General features: G+C 71.1%; 16 protein-coding genes and 1 pseudogene. 10 read left to right on the forward strand and 7 right to left on the reverse strand.

What is annotated here, in order from left to right; genetic code table 11:
• Positions 1-9: 9 nt before the first annotated feature.
• Positions 10-1,074: pseudogene (gene rodA, locus AB0H84_RS47390) on the forward strand (rod shape-determining protein RodA); the annotation flags it as partial.
• 14 nt (positions 1,075-1,088) lie between these two features.
• Here rodA and AB0H84_RS47395 read toward each other — a convergent pair.
• From AB0H84_RS47395 to AB0H84_RS47405, 3 genes are read right to left on the reverse strand one after another with little or no spacing between them, the layout of a single operon-like run.
• Entirely contained in the window at positions 1,089-2,645 is a 1,557-nt protein-coding gene (locus AB0H84_RS47395; RefSeq protein ID WP_357619931.1) for a glycerol-3-phosphate dehydrogenase/oxidase, read from the reverse strand.
• 11 nt (positions 2,646-2,656) lie between these two features.
• Positions 2,657-4,132, reverse strand: a complete 1,476-nt coding sequence (glpK, locus tag AB0H84_RS47400) for a glycerol kinase GlpK (RefSeq protein WP_357619933.1) — start codon at positions 4,130-4,132, stop codon at positions 2,657-2,659.
• A 55-nt stretch (positions 4,133-4,187) separates the two neighbouring features.
• A complete protein-coding gene (locus tag AB0H84_RS47405) occupies positions 4,188-4,940 on the reverse strand; it encodes an IclR family transcriptional regulator (protein WP_357619935.1) in 753 nt (250 codons plus the stop codon).
• 159 nt (positions 4,941-5,099) lie between these two features.
• On the opposite strand from AB0H84_RS47405, the gene AB0H84_RS47410 reads away from it, so the two are divergent.
• The gene (locus AB0H84_RS47410; protein ID WP_357619937.1) at positions 5,100-5,726 is read left to right on the forward strand and encodes a TetR/AcrR family transcriptional regulator; all 627 of its coding nucleotides are present in this window, start codon (positions 5,100-5,102) and stop codon (positions 5,724-5,726) included.
• Here the strand turns inward: AB0H84_RS47410 and AB0H84_RS47415 are convergent.
• Positions 5,723-6,232, reverse strand: a complete 510-nt coding sequence (locus AB0H84_RS47415; protein ID WP_357619939.1) for a hypothetical protein — start codon at positions 6,230-6,232, stop codon at positions 5,723-5,725. The genes AB0H84_RS47410 and AB0H84_RS47415 overlap by 4 nt on opposite strands.
• 111 nt (positions 6,233-6,343) lie before the next feature.
• Here AB0H84_RS47415 and AB0H84_RS47420 point away from each other — a divergent pair, with 111 nt between their 5' ends.
• On the forward strand, positions 6,344-6,922 hold the full coding sequence (locus tag AB0H84_RS47420) for a YqgE/AlgH family protein (protein WP_357619941.1): 579 nt from the start codon (positions 6,344-6,346) through the stop codon (positions 6,920-6,922).
• Between the two features lie 17 nt (positions 6,923-6,939).
• Here the strand turns inward: AB0H84_RS47420 and AB0H84_RS47425 are convergent, their stop codons facing one another.
• Entirely contained in the window at positions 6,940-7,548 is a 609-nt protein-coding gene (locus AB0H84_RS47425; protein ID WP_357619943.1) for a TetR family transcriptional regulator, read from the reverse strand.
• A 151-nt stretch (positions 7,549-7,699) separates the two neighbouring features.
• Between AB0H84_RS47425 and AB0H84_RS47430 the strand changes: the two genes are divergently transcribed.
• The 7 genes from AB0H84_RS47430 to AB0H84_RS47460 all read left to right on the forward strand — a co-directional run bounded on the left by AB0H84_RS47430 (position 7,700) and on the right by AB0H84_RS47460 (position 15,632).
• Positions 7,700-9,295: a DHA2 family efflux MFS transporter permease subunit gene (locus AB0H84_RS47430; protein ID WP_357619945.1), complete on the forward strand. Its 1,596-nt coding sequence runs from the start codon at positions 7,700-7,702 to the stop codon at positions 9,293-9,295.
• Positions 9,296-9,384: 89 nt separating this feature from the next.
• The gene (locus AB0H84_RS47435; RefSeq protein ID WP_357619947.1) at positions 9,385-9,645 is read left to right on the forward strand and encodes a DUF3039 domain-containing protein; all 261 of its coding nucleotides are present in this window, start codon (positions 9,385-9,387) and stop codon (positions 9,643-9,645) included.
• A 78-nt stretch (positions 9,646-9,723) separates the two neighbouring features.
• Positions 9,724-10,599, forward strand: a complete 876-nt coding sequence (locus AB0H84_RS47440; RefSeq protein ID WP_357619949.1) for a zinc metalloprotease — start codon at positions 9,724-9,726, stop codon at positions 10,597-10,599.
• Between the two features lie 25 nt (positions 10,600-10,624).
• Positions 10,625-12,010 (forward strand): MFS transporter, encoded by a 1,386-nt coding sequence (locus tag AB0H84_RS47445; RefSeq protein ID WP_357619951.1) that lies wholly within the window; start codon positions 10,625-10,627, stop codon positions 12,008-12,010.
• A 212-nt stretch (positions 12,011-12,222) separates the two neighbouring features.
• A complete protein-coding gene (locus AB0H84_RS47450) occupies positions 12,223-13,173 on the forward strand; it encodes a hypothetical protein (protein WP_357619953.1) in 951 nt (316 codons plus the stop codon).
• Between the two features lie 124 nt (positions 13,174-13,297).
• On the forward strand, positions 13,298-15,049 hold the full coding sequence (locus AB0H84_RS47455) for a DEAD/DEAH box helicase (RefSeq protein ID WP_357619955.1): 1,752 nt from the start codon (positions 13,298-13,300) through the stop codon (positions 15,047-15,049).
• A gap of 205 nt (positions 15,050-15,254) precedes the next feature.
• Positions 15,255-15,632, forward strand: coding sequence for an STAS domain-containing protein (locus AB0H84_RS47460; RefSeq protein ID WP_357619957.1), 378 nt, complete (start codon positions 15,255-15,257; stop codon positions 15,630-15,632).
• Between the two features lies 1 nt (position 15,633).
• Here the strand turns inward: AB0H84_RS47460 and AB0H84_RS47465 are convergent, their stop codons facing one another.
• Together AB0H84_RS47465 and pncA are read right to left on the reverse strand one after the other, a co-directional pair.
• Positions 15,634-16,161 (reverse strand): hypothetical protein, encoded by a 528-nt coding sequence (locus AB0H84_RS47465; RefSeq protein ID WP_357619959.1) that lies wholly within the window; start codon positions 16,159-16,161, stop codon positions 15,634-15,636.
• 129 nt (positions 16,162-16,290) lie between these two features.
• Positions 16,291-16,860 carry a pyrazinamidase PncA gene (gene pncA / locus AB0H84_RS47470; RefSeq protein WP_357619961.1) on the reverse strand — a complete coding sequence of 190 codons (570 nt, stop codon included), beginning with the start codon at positions 16,858-16,860 and terminating at the stop codon, positions 16,291-16,293.
• Positions 16,861-16,867: the final 7 nt, after the last annotated feature.

The following is a 16,867-nucleotide window of genomic DNA, read 5'->3' on the forward strand; positions in this document are numbered from 1 at the left end:
CTGCGCAGGATGGACTGGCGGCTGGTCGTTCCGGCGGTCGTGCTCTGCCTGGCCGGCGTCGTGCTGGTCTGGTCGGCCACCCGGCCGCGCATGGTGGCGGCGGGGGAGGACCCCCAGACGTACCTCAAGCGGCAGATCGCCAACGTGCTGGTCGGCCTGGTGGTGATGACGGCGGTCGCGCTGGCCGGCCAGGGCACGCTGCGTGCCTGGACGCTGCCCGCGTACGTCGGCACGCTGCTGTGCCTGGCAGCCGTGCTGACCCCGCTGGGCAGGACCGCCAACGGCGCCCAGTCGTGGCTGTCCGTGGGCGGGCTCGAGCTGCAGCCGTCGGAGCCGGCGAAGGTGACGCTGGTGCTCGTCCTGGCCGCCCTGCTCGGGGACCGCCCGGACGGCGAGCGACGGCCGCGCGGAGCGCAGGTGCTGATGGCGCTGGCGGCGGCCGCGGCGCCGCTGGGCCTGATCATGCTCCAGCCGGACCTGGGGACGGCGATGGTCATGGTGGCGACGGTGGGTGGCATGCTCCTGGTCGCCGGCGTCCACCGGCGCCGGCTCGCCCTGCTGGCCGGGGCCGCCGTGGCCGCGGCGGCGGGGGCCTGGTTCCTCGGGCTGCTCCGCCCGCACCAGGTGCAGCGGCTGCTCACGTTCGCCGACCCGATGGCCGACCCGCAGGGCGCGGGCTACAACGCGGCGCAGGCGCTGGTGACGGTCGGCTCGGGCGGGCTGTTCGGCCGGGGGCTCTTCCGCGGCGACCAGACCGGCGGGCGGTTCGTCCCCGAACAGCACACGGACTTCGTCTTCACCGTGGCCGGGGAGGAGCTGGGCTTCGCGGGGGCGGCGCTGCTGCTGGTCCTGCTCTGGGCGGTGGTCCTGAGGGCCCTGCGCGTCGCGGCCCGCAGCTGCCCCGCGCCGTACGGGACGCTGGCCGCCGCGGGCATCGCCTGCTGGCTGTCGGTGCAGACGTTCATCAACGTCGGCATGGTCGTCGGGCTCGCGCCGATCGTGGGCGTGCCGCTGCCCTTCGTGTCCTACGGCGGGTCGTCGATCGTGGCCTGCCTGGCGGCGGTCGGCGTTCTCGTGGCGGTGCAGGATCAGCCGAGCAGCTCCTCGATCCTGCCCCGTACGTCGGGTGTGTCGAGGCCGCGGACCGTGAGCGTCGTGCGGCGGCGTACGACGTCGTCCACCGTGGCCGCCCACTCGCGGTCGCGCGCGTAGACAGCCTGGGCCCAGATGTCGGGGCCGTCCGGGTGGATGCGCTCGCCGAGCGCGGGGTCCTCGCGGATGAGCCGGGCCAGGTCGAACGCGATCGAGCCGTAATGCGTGGCCAGGTGCCGGGCCACCAGCGGGTCCATGCGCGCGCCCGGGTCGCGGTCGGTCCAAAGCCGCATGGCCACCGCGTCGGGGCTGGCCACGCCCGGGAGCGGTACGGCGGGCAGGATGTCGGCCAGGTCGTCGCCCAGCGGCTGCCCCGGCAGGTGGGCGAGCGTGTCGAGGACGTGCCTGCCGATGTGGCGGTAGGTGGTCCACTTGCCGCCCGCCACCGAGAGCATGCCGCCCGCGCCCCTGGTCAGCACCGTCTCCCGTTTGGCCGCCGTCACCTGTCCGGGCCCGCCGGGCAGCACCCGCAGCCCGGCGAAGGCGTAGGTGATGTCCTCGCGCCTGAGCTGGGAGTCGCGTACCGCGTGGCCGGCCTCGTCGAGGATCTGGGCGATGTCGGCCTCGGTGACGCCCACCGCGCCGGGGTCGCCCTCGTACGCCTCGTCCGTGGTGCCGAGCAGCAGGTGGTCCTCCCACGGGATGGCGAACGACACCCGGTACTTGTCGATCGGCGTGGTGAGCGCGGCCTTCCACGGCTCGTGGCGGCGCAGGACCAGGTGGGCGCCCTTGGAGAGCCGGATGCTCGGCGCGGCGCCCGGGTCCTCCATGCGCCGCAGGTGGTCGACCCACGGCCCGGTGGCGTTCAGCACGAGCCGGGCGGAGACGCCGAACTCGGTGCCGTCGAGCCGGTCGCGGAGCTCGGCCCCGGTGACCGTGCCCGTGCCGCCGGTCTTGCGCAGCCCGACGACCTCGGCGTGGTTGAGCACGACGGCGCCCGCGTCCACGGCGGCCCGGACGGTCATGACCGCGACGCGGCTGTCGTTCATCTGGTGGTCGCCGTAGACGGCGGCGGCCCGCAGGCCCTCGGTACGCAGCGCCGGCACCTTGGAGAGAGCCTGGTGCGGGGTGATCACCTTGCCCATGCCGTCGCCGAACACCGACAGCGCGGAGTACAGGAACACCCCCGCGCCCAGCTTGGCCGCCCCGTGCGGCCCGCCCTTGTAGATCGGCACCAGGAACGTCAGCGGCTTGACCAGGTGCGGGGCGATGTCGGCGGCCAGGGCACGGCGCTCGCGGTGGTTCTCGGCGACCAGCCTGACGTTGCCGGTCTGCAGGTAGCGCAGGCCGCCGTGGACGAGCTTGGACGAGGCGCTGGAGGTGGCGCCGGCGAAGTCGCCCGCGTCGACCATGGCCACCCGCAGCCCGGCCTGCGCCGCCATCCAGGTCACCGAGGTGCCGAGGATGCCACCGCCGATCACGAGCAGGTCGTAGGCGGCGCGGGAGAGCTCCTCGCGGATCTCCGCCCGGTCGGCGCCGGTCGTGGTCCTCATGTACAGACTCCCTACTGCTCGACCCAGTCGAGGGTGCGGGCCACGGCCTTCTTCCAGTTGCGGTATTCGCGCTCGCGCGCGGCCTCGTCGATGGCCGGGCGCCATTCTGCGGCCTTGTGCCAGTTGGCGCGCAGGCTCTCGATGTCGGGCCAGTAGCCGGTCGCCAGCCCGGCGGCGTAGGCGGCGCCCAGCGCGGTCGTCTCGGCCACCATGGGGCGGATCACCGGCACCGCGAGCACGTCGGCGAGCGTCTGCATGAGCAGGTTGTCGGCGGTCATGCCGCCGTCGGCGCGCAGCGTGGTCAGGTCGAGCCCCGAGTCGGCGTTCATCGCGTCGACCACCTCGCGGGTCTGCCACGCCGTGGCCTCCAGCACGGCCCGCGCGATGTGCCCCTTGTTGACGAACCCGGTCAGCCCCGCGATCACCCCGCGCGCGTCCGAGCGCCAGTGCGGCGCGAACAGCCCCGAGAAGGCCGGTACGAAGTAGCAGCCGCCGTTGTCGTCGACCGTCCTGGCCAGCGTCTCGATCTCGGCCGCGCTGGAGATCAGGCCCAGGTTGTCGCGCAGCCACTGCACCAGCGAGCCGGTGACCGCGATCGCCCCCTCCAGGGCATAGGTGGCGGGGCCGTCGCCGATCTGGTAGCCGACGGTGGTCAGCAGGCCGTGCTTGGAGACGACAGGCTGCTGGCCGGTGTTCATCAGCAGGAAGCTGCCGGAGCCGTAGGTGCTCTTGGTCTCGCCGGGCGCGAAGCACGTCTGCCCGAACAGCGCCGCCTGCTGGTCGCCGAGCGCAGAGGCGACCGGCACGCCGGCCGCGGTGCGCCCGTAGACCTCGGCGGACGGGCGGATCTCCGGCAGCATCGCGCGGGGCACGCCGAGCGCGGCGAGCAGCTCGTCGTCCCAGGCCAGCGTGTGGATGTTCATCAGCATCGTCCGGCTGGCGTTGGTCACGTCGGTGATGTGGCGGCCGGTGAGGTTCCACAGCAGCCAGCTGTCCATCGTCCCGAACAGCACCTCGCCGCGCTCGGCCCGCTCCCGCAGCCCGGGGTCCGCGTCCAGCAGCCAGCGGATCTTCGGCCCGGAGAAGTACGTCGCCAGCGGCAGCCCCGCCTTCTCCTTGAACAGCCCCTCGTGCTCGGTCAGCGCCCGGGTCAGCTGGTCGGTGCGGGTGTCCTGCCAGACGATCGCGGGGCAGACGGGCCGGCCGGTGGCCCGTTCCCACAGCACGGTGGTCTCGCGCTGGTTGGTGATGCCCAGCGCGGCGATCTGCCCGTCCTCGATGCCGGCGCCGCCGACGGCATCGGCCAGCACGCCCTGCACGGCCTGCCAGATCTCGGCCGCGTCGTGCTCCACCCAGCCGGGCTTGGGGAAGATCTGGCGGTGCTCGCGCTGGGCGACGGAGATGATGTGGCCGGCCTGGTCGAAGACGATGCAGCGGCTGGACGTGGTGCCCTGGTCGATGGCTGCGACGTAGTGAGGTCGAGGCACGAGGTTCCTCGCTTGTTCTGGTTCGGCAATGCCGAACGAATGCTATTTCGTGGCCTTACGGATGTTCAAGTGAGCGGGTGATCGCGCGGGCGGCGTCCCGTACGTACGAGACGAACTCCATGTGCAGGACGCCGTCGGCGGCCAGCCGCTCGACGGCGCCGCGGATGCCGATGGCGCCCACCACCAGGCCACGCGGGTCCTTGATGGGCGCGGCGATGGCCACCTCGCCCTCGGTCAGCTCCTCCGTCTCGGCCGCCCAGCCGCGCGTCCTGACCAGGTCGAGCTCCTGCTCCAGCGCCGCGGGGTCGACGATGGTGTGCTTCGTGTACGGCTGGAGCGGCGGACCGGGCGCCTCGCCGTAGGGGTCGTGGGCGAGCAGGACCTTGCCGAGCGCGCTGGCGTGCGTCGGCAGGTAGGTGCCCACCTGGAGCGTCTGCATGCTGTCGTCCGGCCGGAACACGTGGTGGATCACCAGTACGTGGCCCTCGTGGAGGGTGCCGATCCAGGCGCTCTCCCTGCTCCGCCCCGCCAGGGCGTCGGCCCAGTTGATGGCGCGGGTGCGCAGCTCGTTGACGTCGAGGTAGCTGCTGCCCAGATGGAGCAGCGTGGCGCCGAGGCGGTACTTCCCGCTGGCCTGGTCCTGCTCGACGAAGCCGACGTGGACCAGCGTGCGCAGGATGCCGTGCAGCGTGCCCTTGGGCAGGCCGAGCGCCCTGGCCAGCTCGGCCACACCGAGCCGGCGCGGCCCTGAGGCGAGCAGGCGGAGGATCGCGGCCGCCCGCTCGACCGACTGAATCGTCTCTCCCACACTCCGCACCCTAGCGCAGTCACGTTCGGCATAGCCGAACGCCTCCGAGGGTGGAACCGATCACCGCGCATCCGCGTCCAGGAGGAGGGGAAAACGCGATGTCGGTCCTTAATGGAATTGAAGTTCCGTTAAAATGGAACGTTGCGACAAGGAGAATTGATGGACCAACCTTCCCGTTCGGCGGGAACCGTGCGGCCAGGGGGCCGTACGGCGAGGGTCCGCGCGGCCGTCATGGAGGCCACGCAGGACGAGCTGGTCGAGCACGGCTTCCACGGTTTGACCATGGACCAGGTCGCGGCCAGGGCCGGCGTCGGCAAGACCACCGTCTACCGGCGCTGGGGGAGCAGGGCGGGCCTGGTCACCGACCTCATGACCGAGCTGGCGAACCAGTCCACCCCCCATGCCGACACGGGTGACGTCGAAGAGGACCTGAGGGCCAACGCCCTGTCCGTCCTGGGGGCGATCACCGACGGGCGCCTCGGGGCCACGTTCCAGGCGGTGATCGCCGCCGCCACCTGCGACGAGCAGGCCGCCGGCGCGCTGCGCGTCTTCTATCTGCGCCGGATCGAGGAGTGGGCCGGCGTCGTGGACCTGGCCGTCAAGCGGGGCGAGCTGCCCGAGGGCACGGATGGCGGCGAGGTGATCCGGGCGATCTCGGCGCCGCTCTACTACCGGCTGGTGATCACGAGAGAGCCGGTGACCCGGGCGGACGCCGAGCGGTCGGTGGCACGCACGCTGGCCGCCGCCAGGGCCGGGGCGTTCGTCATGCCGGAGACGGCGCCTTAGGGGGTCGAGCGCGGCCAGATGGAGCCGTACCACCACAGGATGCCGCCCATCACGATCAGGCCCCCCGCCGTGGCGAGTTTGGCCATGAGGTCGGCGGGCGGGCCGGTGAAGGGCAGGTTGCCGCGGTGGTGACCCCAGGGGCAGTCGTTCGTCACGCGGGTGGAGTCGATGAGGTCGTTCTGGCGGTCGCCGTCCACCGAGTACGCCTCGATCTCGGCCGCGCTGCCCTTGCGCACCCGGACCTGCCTCGAAACCGTCTTGCGGGCCGCGATCGAGCCGGTCGCCACGCTCTCCCCGTCGGCCGTGACCTCGAAACGCACGGGGGCGGAGGTCACGTTCCGCAGTGTGATCTCCGCGCGCCCCGTGCGGCAGGCCACGTCGTCCACGGTCAGCGTGAACGGGTCGTCGCCGCGGTCCGGCCACGGCCACGCCTGCGCCTCGTGGGGGAGGAGCAGCGCACCGCACACGGCGAGAGCGGCCAGGACGACACGTGAACTTGTGCGCATTGAACTCCCCTCAGCATGATCTTTGCTACGTAAGGTGCCCAAGTGCGCACGAAAAGTAACATGAGCGCACTGGGGGAGCGCAGACCGCCCCGGACCCTTCATGATGGAGGTATGGCGGAAGCGATCTACGTCGGCGGTTTGTTGGTGGCGACGCCGCTTCTCGACGACCCCAATTTCCGGCGTAGTGTCGTGCTGATCCTCGAACACGACCAGGACGGCGGGACCTTGGGCGTGGTGCTCAACCGGCCGAGCGACATCTCGGTGACGCAGGTGCTCCCCGTGTGGGACCCGCTGGTGACGGGGCCGTCCGTGCTCTTCGAGGGCGGGCCCGTGCAGACGGACAGCGCGCTCGCGCTGGCGGCGGTGCCCAGCGGTCAGGAGCCGCTCGGCTGGCGCAGGCTGCACGCGGGCACTCCGGCCGTCTCACGGCTGGGCACGGTCGATCTGGACGCGCCGCCTGAGATCCTGCAGGGGGAGATCGCGCAGATGCGCATCTTCGCGGGGTACGCGGGCTGGTCCTCCGGCCAGCTGGAGAGCGAGATCGCCGAAGGCGCCTGGTACGTCGTCGACTCCGAGGCCGGCGACACCTTCCACGCCGACCCCAGGGCGCTCTGGCGGCACGTGCTGCGACGCCAGCCCGGCGAGCTGGCCTTCGTGGCGACGTGCCCGGACGACCCGACGATGAACTGACCGGGGGCCGTCGCCCCTCAGCGGTCCCAGCCGGGCCGCAGCGAGCGCTCGGCCAGCTCGATGGTCTCCGCCATCCGCCGCGAGATCTCCGGCACGGTGGCGTCGCGGCGCGGGCACTCGAAGCCGACGCGCATGGCACACGAGGCGAAGGCCACGATCAGGTGCGAGAGCTGGTCCTCGTCGGGGTCCACGCCCCGGCGGGCGGCGACCGCCTCGACCAGGTGGCGCTCGGTCTCCGCGCCCCTGGCCACCGAGAGCCCGACCAGGCGCGGCTGGCCGTCCAGGAGCCGCCGCAGCTTGAGGAACCGCTCCGTCTCCTCGGGCGTTGAGCTCTCGACGTCGTGCAGCACCGCGCGGAGCGCGTGCATGAGCGAGGTGAACGCCGGCTCGTCCTCGGGGCGGGAGTCCAGGGTCTCGAGCATGATCTCCTCGCCGTGGTCATGGAACCACAGCACAAGGTGATCTTTGCTGGTGAAGTAGCGGAAGAAGGTGCGGGGGGAGATGTCGACGGCCCCCGCGATCTGCTCCACCGTGGTCGACTCGTATCCTTGTTCGAGGAAGAGATCGAGCGCGGCGTCGAGGATCGCCAGGCGCGTCTTCTCCTTCTTGCGTTCCCGAAGACCCACAGTGGCCACTCCCTCGAAACCTTTCTGTCACAGTGTGCCATAAGTCATAGAGTGACGATCTAAAATCGATTGTGATAAGTCATCCTCTGACATAGATTACCTGTCGACTACGCGTTCTTTGCCCCGGTGGGGGCTTACTTAGGGGGACTTCATGGCTCACGCGAAGGCGGTAGACGCGCCGCCGTCGCCCGGCCCGGCGCAACCGGGGACAGGTGGCAACCCGTGGCTCGTGCTGCTGGCGGTCAGCCTGGGCGTCATCATGGTCATGCTCGACGGCACCGTCGTGGGCATCGCCAACCCGTCCATCCAGGCTGACCTCAAGGCCTCGCTGTCCGATCTGCAGTGGGTGACCAGCGGTTATCTGCTGGCGCTGGCGGTGTTCCTGATCACCGCCGGCAAGCTGGGCGACCTGTTCGGGCACAAGCGCGTCTTTCTGATCGGCGTGGCCGGCTTCGCCCTCTCTTCGGTGGGCATCGGACTCAGCGCCCAGCTCGCCGACATCATTCCCGGCCTCAGCCCGGTCGGCGCGCTGATCGCCCTGCGGGTGCTGCAGGGCCTGTTCGGCGCGCTGCTTCAGCCGGCCGCCCTGGCGCTGCTGCGTGGAGCGTTCCCCGGCGAGAAGCTCAACCAGGCGATGGGGGCTTGGGGCGCGATCATCGGCCTGTCCAGTGCCGCCGGCCCGATCGTGGGCGGCCTGCTGGTCGAGAACGCGAGCTGGGAGACGGTCTTCTTCATCAACGCCCCCGTCGGCCTCGCCGCTGTCGTCCTGGGCACCATCCTGATCAAGGACAGCCGCGCGCAGACGTTCGCGAGGATCGACTGGCTCGGCGTGGTGCTGCTGTCCGGCGCGATGTTCTCGCTAGTCTGGACGATCATCAAGGCTCCCGAGTGGGGCTGGGGCGACAGCACGACGCTGACCTTCGGGGCCGCGTTCGTGGTGCTGGTCGGCGCGTTCATCTTCTGGCAGAGCAGGGCGAGCCAGCCGCTGGTGCCGCTGTCGCTGTTCAAGAACCTCTCGATCTCCATCGGCACCGTGCTGATGATGATGGTCGCGTTCGCCATGTTCGGCGCGATGTTCTTCCTGGGCTTCTTCTTCCAGGGCGTGCACGGCCTGTCCCCGCTTGAGGCGGGCCTGCGCATGCTGCCGATGAGCGCCGGCATGATCGTCGCCTCGCCGCTGGCCGGCATGGCGATCGGCAAGCTGGGGCCGAAGATCACGATGGCGACGGGCCTGCTGATCACCGCCCTCGCGATGTTCCTCATGTCCCGGCTCGGCATCGACGCGTCGTTCATCGAGAGCGCCATCCCGTTCGTGCTGCTGGCCTTCGGCATGTCGCCGGTGTTCGTGGGCGCCACGGAGATCATCGTGGGCAACGCCCCGGTGCATCTCACCGGCGTCGCGGGCGGCGTGCAGCAGTCGGCCATGCAGGTCGGCGGCGCGCTCGGCACCGCGATCCTGGGCGCCGTGATGGCCGGCGAGATCTCCGACAAGTTGCCCGGCTACCTCGGCCCGGCCGCCAAGATGTTCCAGCCCGACCAGCTTGCCGGGCTGGAGAAGGCGGCCTCCTTCGGCAAGGTGCCGCCCGGCCTGCCGCAGCAGATCGGCGACGCCGTGCACAACTCCTTCATGGACGGCATGCACGTGGCCTTCCTGGTGAGCACCTGCATCGCGGTGCTGACCGCCGCGCTGACGGTGTTCGTCAAGGCCGGCAGGAAGACCGAGGGCGCGCCCGTCCACGTGGGCTGACCTCCGGCTGCACGTACGGCCCTCGCCACGCGGCGGGGGCCGTACCGCTGTGTGGGGGACCAAGGGGCGGGCGGGCATAAAATCAGTGGGTGAGCACCACGAAGATCCTCCCAGAGCAGGAGACCACGCCGCGGACGTCGCACGGCGACGGCGATCACGAGCGGTTCGCCCACTACGCGGACAAGCACAAGATCACCGAGAGCATGGTGACGGGCACGCCCATCCGCGCCCTGTGCGGCAAGGTCTGGGTGCCCAGCCGCGACCCCAAGAAATATCCGGTCTGCCCGGAGTGCAAGGAGATCTACGAGGGCCTGCCCGCGGGTGGCGGCGACGGCGACGACAAGCAGTGAGTGTTGCTGAGCGGTAATCCCACCACGTCGAGTTACGGTCGGTAACCAGACCAGCTCGCGTTCGTAGTGGGGGATCGCATGGCCCGGCGCGTGGCCGCCGTCTCGTTGGCATGCCTGCTCGCGGCCGGGCACACGCCGCCGCTCCGGCCCGAGGCCGCGCACGCGGCAGGCTGCGCCGCCCATGCCCAGCGGGGTCCCTGGCCACGTTCGCCCAGGCCGGAAGACGTGGCCAAGGTCGCCTCCGAGCTGGCCAGGAGGCTGGGCGGCGTCACACCGCCGTCCCGCATCACCGTGCCCACCTGGGTGCACATCATCACCGCCGGCCCGCGCCGGGTCTCCGACCAGGACGTCGCGGCCCAGATCAAGGCGCTCAACTCCGCGTACGCCGGCGGCTACGGCGGCGTTGACACCGGCGTGCGCTTCAAGCTCGAGGGCGTCACGGTCCACGAGAACGCCCTGTGGTTCACCGACCCCATCGGCAACGAGCGGCCGATGAAGGCGAAGCTGCACCGCGGCGACGCCGCCACGCTCAACCTCTACATCGCCCAGCTCAACGCGCAGATGCTGGGCTTCGCCAGCTACCCCTTCTGGTACGCCGGGTCCCCCGGCCTCGACGGCGTCGTGATCGACTGGCGCAGCCTGCCCGGCGGCCCGATGGCCGAGTACAACCGCGGGTTCACCGGAGTGCACGAGGTCGGGCACTGGCTCGGCCTCTTCCACCCGTTCGAGAACGGCTGCGCGGCGCCCGGCGACGGCATCGACGACACCCCGATGGAGGCCGGGCCGACCGAGGGCTGCCCGCCGGAGAAGGACACCTGCGCGAACCCGGGCGCCGACCCCACCCGCAACTTCATGGACTACGCCTACGACCGGTGCATGTCGGAGTTCACGCGGGCGCAGGCCGAGCGCATGCACGAGATGTGGGTGGTGTACCGGCACGTGACATCGGCGTAGGTGTCCGGCAAATTACGATGTGTAGGTGACAGGACCGAAGGCACTCGACACTCCGCACATGCCCACGCGCATCCTCGCGCCCGAATTCCGCACCGCGACGGTCGGCATCGTTCTGACGATCACGCTGGTCGCCTTCGAGGGCATGTCGGTCGCCGTCATCATGCCGACGGTGGCGAAGGAGCTGAACGCCCTCAACCTCTACGGGATCAGCATCTCCGCCTTCCTCATCGCCAGCCTCTTCGCGAACGTGGTGGCGGGGCTCTGGTCGGACCGGCGCGGCTACGCGCTGCCGTTCCTGGCCGGGGTGGTGCTCTTCGTGGCGGGCATGGCGCTGGCCGGAGCGGCGCAGTCGGCGGGGCTGTTCCTCGTGGCGCGGGCCGTGCAGGGCCTCGGGGCGGGGGCCTCCATCGTGGCGCTGCTCGTGATGATCGCGCGGGTCTATCCGTCGGGGCTGCGGCCCAAGGTGTTCGCGGCGGTCTCCGCGGCCTGGGTGGTGCCCGCCATGGTGGGGCCGGCCGTGGCCGGGTTCGTGGCCGGGCACTGGGGCTGGCGCTACGTCTTCTTCGGGATCATCCCGCTGGTCGTGCCCGCCCTGGCGATGCTCGTGCCGGCGCTGCGCATGCCGTCCTCGTCGGAGGCCGCGCCCTCGCAGGGACCGCGGTCGAAGCCGCTGGCGATGACGCTGGCCGCCACCGCCACGGCGGGCGGAGCCGGGGTGCTGCTGCACGGGGTGGACCGGCTGCACGTGGACGCCGTGCCGGCGGCCGTCGAGACGGTGGCGGGGCTCGCGTTCCTCGTCTACGGGCTGTACCGGCTGCTGCCGCCGAGGGCGCTGCGTTTCGGGCGCGGGCTGGCGACGACCGTGCTGATGCGCGGGTTCTTCTCGGCCGCCTTCTTCGGCGTGAACTCCTTCATCCCGCTGGCGCTGGAAGAGGTGAAGGGCTTCGACCCGAGCTACGCGGGGATCGCGCTGACGACCGGGGCGATCGGCTGGTCGACGGGGTCGTACCTGCAGAGCAGGCAGGAGGGGGAGGCGTACAAGAGGATCCGGCTGGGGGCGGGGTGCGTCACCGTCGCGATCCTGATCTGTGTGCTCTGCGTCCTTCCTGGGGTGACCGGGTGGATCGCGGTGCCCGCGTGGATCGTCGCCGGGTTCGGGATGGGGTTCGGCATGACCACGGTCAGCGTCACGGCGTTGAAGCAGTCGCCCGTGAACGAACAGGGGGCCAACTCGGCCGCCCTGTCGGTCACGGACATGCTCGGCTCCGCGCTGTCGGTCGGGATCGGCGGCGCGCTGGTCAACCTGATCGGGCACGCCCCGTCCCAGATCTCCACCGGGTTCGTGGTGATCTCGTGCCTCATGGCCGCCATCGCGCTGAGCGCCACCGCGCTCGCGGGACGCACCCGCTGAATTCCACCCCTCCTGTCACAGCCGCCACGGTTCTCCTGCCGCTCGTCCCGAGGAGTGATAGGACAGCGGGACAGGGAGGTGCCATGGAGGATGATCGCCGTGTCTGGCCGCCTCAGCCGGGCCCGAGGCACCGCCGTACTCCTCCGCGGTACACGTGGGGCCCGCCTCACGAGGAGGAGCCGCGGCGCGGGCGCACAGGCCCCCTGGAGGCCGTGCCGGACCCCGAGCCCGCCCGTGAGGCCGAGCCGGTACGCCGGCAGCCGGAGCCCGTCCGTGACACCGAGCCGATACGCCGCCACCCGCATCCGCTCGACCTGCGGCCGGTACGCGGCGAGCCCTACCCGCGCCGGAAACCCGAGCCGGACGAGCCCTCCCCGTGCCGGAACCCCGAACCGGACGAGACCTGGAACCCGCGCCGGAACCCCGAACCGGACAAGACCTGGAACCCGCGACGGAACCCCGAACCGGACGAGCCCTCCCCGCTGGACCCCGAACCGGACGAGCCCTGGAACCCGCGCATCCGCAGGACCGTGAAGCGCGATGAGGACCCCTGGGAGGCGCTTCCGCCGTCCGCCCGGCTGCGCGGCACCCCGGCGGCCCCGGGGCCGCGCATGCGGGCGCCAAGGCCCGCCTGGCGGCGGTGGGCGGGCGTGGCGGCGGCGGTGCTGGCCGGGGTGGCCCTGGTGGCGGGCGCGAGCGGGGTCGTGCTGCGGATCACCGCGCCACCGGCGGAGAGCGCCCGGCTGAGCGACTCGCTGGCCGGGGTGACCGTGACGTTGCCGCAGGGGTGGAGTCAGGGGGCGGTGGCGCCGGTGACGGGGTTCACGTCGGTGATCAGGGACGGTGGCGGCGGGCTCGTCATGGCCAGGCCCGTCCCCGGGCCCGTGGAGAACGCCGAGAAGGCGACGACGGAGGCCGCCGAGCTCTACTCCAGGCTGCTGCTCAAGGGCGACCGGGTGACGGTCGTCGAGAACAAGGAGCTCCCGGGCGGGCGCACGCGGGCGCTGCGGGCGGAATATCAGGATGTGGTCAACCGGCCGGCGTTCATGAGAGTGACACTGCTCACTCGCAGCGGCGACGGAGTCCTGCTCGTCGGGCTGCTCCAACCCGAGGACACCGCTCGCAGACAGGCGCTGGACTCGGTCATGGCGAAGATCAGATAAGCGGCATAGCACGTGGAGATGACCTTGGCCAGAATCCTCGGCTCTCGGCACGTCTTGTCGGTGGGCCCGATTACCCTTGGGTCACTGTGAGAAAGCGAAGCACACGAACCCCAGAGGTGATGCGGTGAGCACCTTCGCCGCGTCCCACCTTTCGCCTTCCTATCCAGACCGAGCCGCATGGGGCACCGCGCCCAAACTGCGTGCCTGGCAGCAGGAGGCGTTCGACCTCTACTTCAGGCGCGAGCCGCGTGACTTCCTCACCGTGGCGACGCCGGGCGCGGGCAAGACGACCTACGCCCTGCGGATCGCCAGCGAGCTGCTCGCCAACGGGGTGATCAAGGCGATCACCATCGTCACGCCCACCGAGCACCTCAAGCGCCAGTGGGCCGACGCCGCCGGGCGGGTCGGCATCGCCATCGACCCCGAGTTCAAGAACAGCCAGGGCGCGACCTCGCGCGACTACACGGGCGTCGCGGTGACGTACGCGCAGGTCGCCATGCACCCCGCGCTGCACAGGGCACGCACGGAGGCGCGCAAGACGCTGGTGATCTTCGACGAGATCCACCACGCGGGCGACGCCAAGTCGTGGGGCGACGGCGTGCGCGAGGCGTTCGAGCCCGCCACCCGCCGCCTCCAGCTCACCGGCACCCCGTTCAGGTCGGACGACAACCCGATCCCCTTCGTCGCCTACGAGGAGGACGTCGAGGGCCTCAAGCGCAGCGTCGCCGACTACTCCTACGGCTACGGTCCCGCGCTCGACGACGGCGTCGTGCGCCCGGTCATCTTCCTGGCCTACTCCGGCGAGATGAAGTGGCGCACCCGGGCGGGCGACGAGATCGCCGCGACGCTCGGCACGCCGCTCACCAAGGACCAGCTCTCGCAGGCGTGGCGGGCCGCGCTCGACCCCAAGGGCGACTGGATCCGCCAGGTCATGCAGGCCGCCGACCGCCGTCTCACGGAGGTGCGCAGGGGCGTGCCCGACGCGGGCGGCCTGGTCATCGCCACCGACCACGAGACCGCCCGGGCCTATGCCCGGCACCTGCGCAACATCACCGGCGAGGGCGCCACGGTCGTGCTCTCCGACGACCCCGGGGCGTCGAAGAAGATCAAGGAGTTCGCGGCCTCGCAGGCCCGCTGGCTGGTGGCCGTACGCATGGTGTCGGAGGGCGTCGACATCCCGCGCCTGTGCGTGGGCGTCTACGCCACCTCCACCTCCACCCCGCTCTTCTTCGCCCAGGCCGTGGGCCGCTTCGTGCGCGCGCGCAAGCGCGGCGAGACCGCCTCCGTCTTCCTCCCCTCGGTGCCCACCCTCATGGGGCTGGCCAACGAGATGGAGGTGGAGCGCGACCACGTGCTCAACAAGCGGCCCCCGGAGGACGGCCTCGACGACAGCCTTCTCGAGCAGGCCAACCGCCAGAAGGACAATCCCGACGTCCTGGGCGACGAGCTCCCGTTCGAGACGATGGAGACGTCGGCCACGTTCGACCGGGTGCTGTTCGACGGCGGCGAGTTCGGCACCGGCGCGGAGATCGGCTCGGCCGAGGAGGAGGACTTCCTCGGGCTGCCGGGGCTGCTGGAGCCCGACCAGGTGGCGACGCTGCTGCGCAAGCGCCAGTCCGACCAGCAGGCGGCCAAGCGCAAGCAGGCGGCGGAGCAGCCGAGCGAGACCCTGGCGCCGCACGAGCAGATCGCCGAGCTGAGGCGCGAGCTCAACGGCCTGGTCGGCGCCTGGAACCACCGCACGGGGCAGCCGCACGGCGTCATCCACTCGGAGCTCCGGCGTTCCTGCGGCGGCCCGCCGATCGCGCAGGCGACGGCGGAGCAGATCCAGGAGCGGATCGACACGATCCGCCGCTGGGCCACTCAGCGCCGCTGAGCCTGCTCTTCGTCGACACCTCGAGAAATCGCCCCTCCCCGCGGCGGGGAGGGGGAACACCCGCCTGAGCCCGGCCGATCGGTCTCTGTTACGCTCCGTGACTCTGTGCATTTCGCCACAGAACCATGCCCTCCTGTTAGAAACTCGACCGATACGGCAACAACCACCTTTGGCTCGTCTCGGGATACGCAGAAGGACTTTGCCCATGTCATCTGAGGCCATCAGAAAGCCGACGTTAAGCGTCACTTCCGGCCTCACCCGAAACGCGGTCATCGTCCGGCTCGAGGGCGAGCTCGACGTCTATGCGCTGCCGGTGCTGCGCGAGCACCTGGAGACCGTCTGGGACCTGCCCCCGAGACCCTTCCTGATCTTCGACCTGGGCGAGCTGCGGTTCTGCGACTCGATGGGGATGAACGAGCTCGTCGGCGTCCTGCAGCGGTGCGAGGCCAGGGGGACCAGGCTCCTGCTCGGAGGGGTCCAGGGAGTCATGGCCAGGGTGCTGTCGATCACCGGGCTGCGACGGGCGTTCGAGGTCTTCGCCCGGCTCGACGACGCGCTGCGGCTGGCGGTGGCCAAGACCTGAGTCAGGCGGCCTGCGGCGAGTGCTCCGGGATGCGCCGCCCCGTGCGCCCGTCGGTCAGGACCTCATGCGATTTGGCGTGTATCGGAACGCTGAGCGCCGCTCTACCGCCGTCCACGCGGACGGGCAGCGTGAACACGCGCTGGTGGCGAACCGCGAGCACGGAGACGCGCCGGCCGATGCTCGGCCCCTCGTACAGCCAGACCAGTATCTTCCGGCCCTGGGTGCGTACGACGGCCTCGGCCGCCGGGCACTCGTGCGGGGCCGCCGTCCAGGTCAGCACGATCTCGCGCCCCACCTTCGCGGACTGGGGCACCGGCACCCGCCCGTCGCAGGACGGCTCGACGTGCGCCGCGACGGCGTGGGCCGGCGGCATGGCCGGATGGATGTCGCCCATGGCGATCGTGCCTCCCTCCAGCAGCACCAGCGCCACGACGGCGCCCACCCGCTCGCCGGTGCGGCCCCTCACGAGCAGCCACAGGCACAGGGGACCGAGCACGAGCCAGGCCACGCCCAGGGAGACGGCCAACATGAAAGGACCTCACACGAAAAGAAGTATGTGACTCTCCGTATTACTACGGCTCCGGAGAGGGTTCGCACTCATGAATATCACATGACCTCTGCGTTGCCTATCATGTACGCATCGTGATCAGTGGCGGATTCACCCGACGACAGGCGCTCCCTTGAGAGTGGCGCCCGCCTTCTTCATCTCCGCCACCGCCGCCTCCGTCGTCGCGGCTGCCACGCCCGCCGTCAGGTCCAGCAGCACCCGCACCGCCAGCCCGTTCTTCACCGCGTCCAGCGCCGTGGCGCGCACGCAGTGGTCCGTGGCGATCCCCACCACGTCGACCTCGTGCACCCCGCGCTGCCTCAGCCACTCGGCCAGCGGCACGCCGTCGCCGGAGGCGCCCTCGAAACCGCTGTACGCGGCCGCGTACGCGCCCTTGCTGAACACCTCCTCCACGCCCGACACGTCGAACGCCGGGTGGAAGTCGGCCCCGGGGGTGCCGGCCACGCAGTGCGAGGGCCACGTCGCGACATAGTCGGGCGCGCCGGAGAAGTGGTCGCCGGGGGAGACGTGGTAGTCGCGGGTCGCCACCACGTGGTCGTAGCCGTGCTCGGCCACGTGACGGGTGATCGCCGCCGCCACCTCGGCCCCTCCGGCCACGGGCAGGCTGCCGCCCTCGCAGAAGTCGTTCTGCACATCCACGATGATCAACGCGGTACCCATATGTAGC

Origin of the sequence: Nonomuraea sp. NPDC050786 (assembly GCF_040654115.1) — a bacterium.
Taxonomy (GTDB): domain Bacteria; phylum Actinomycetota; class Actinomycetes; order Streptosporangiales; family Streptosporangiaceae; genus Nonomuraea.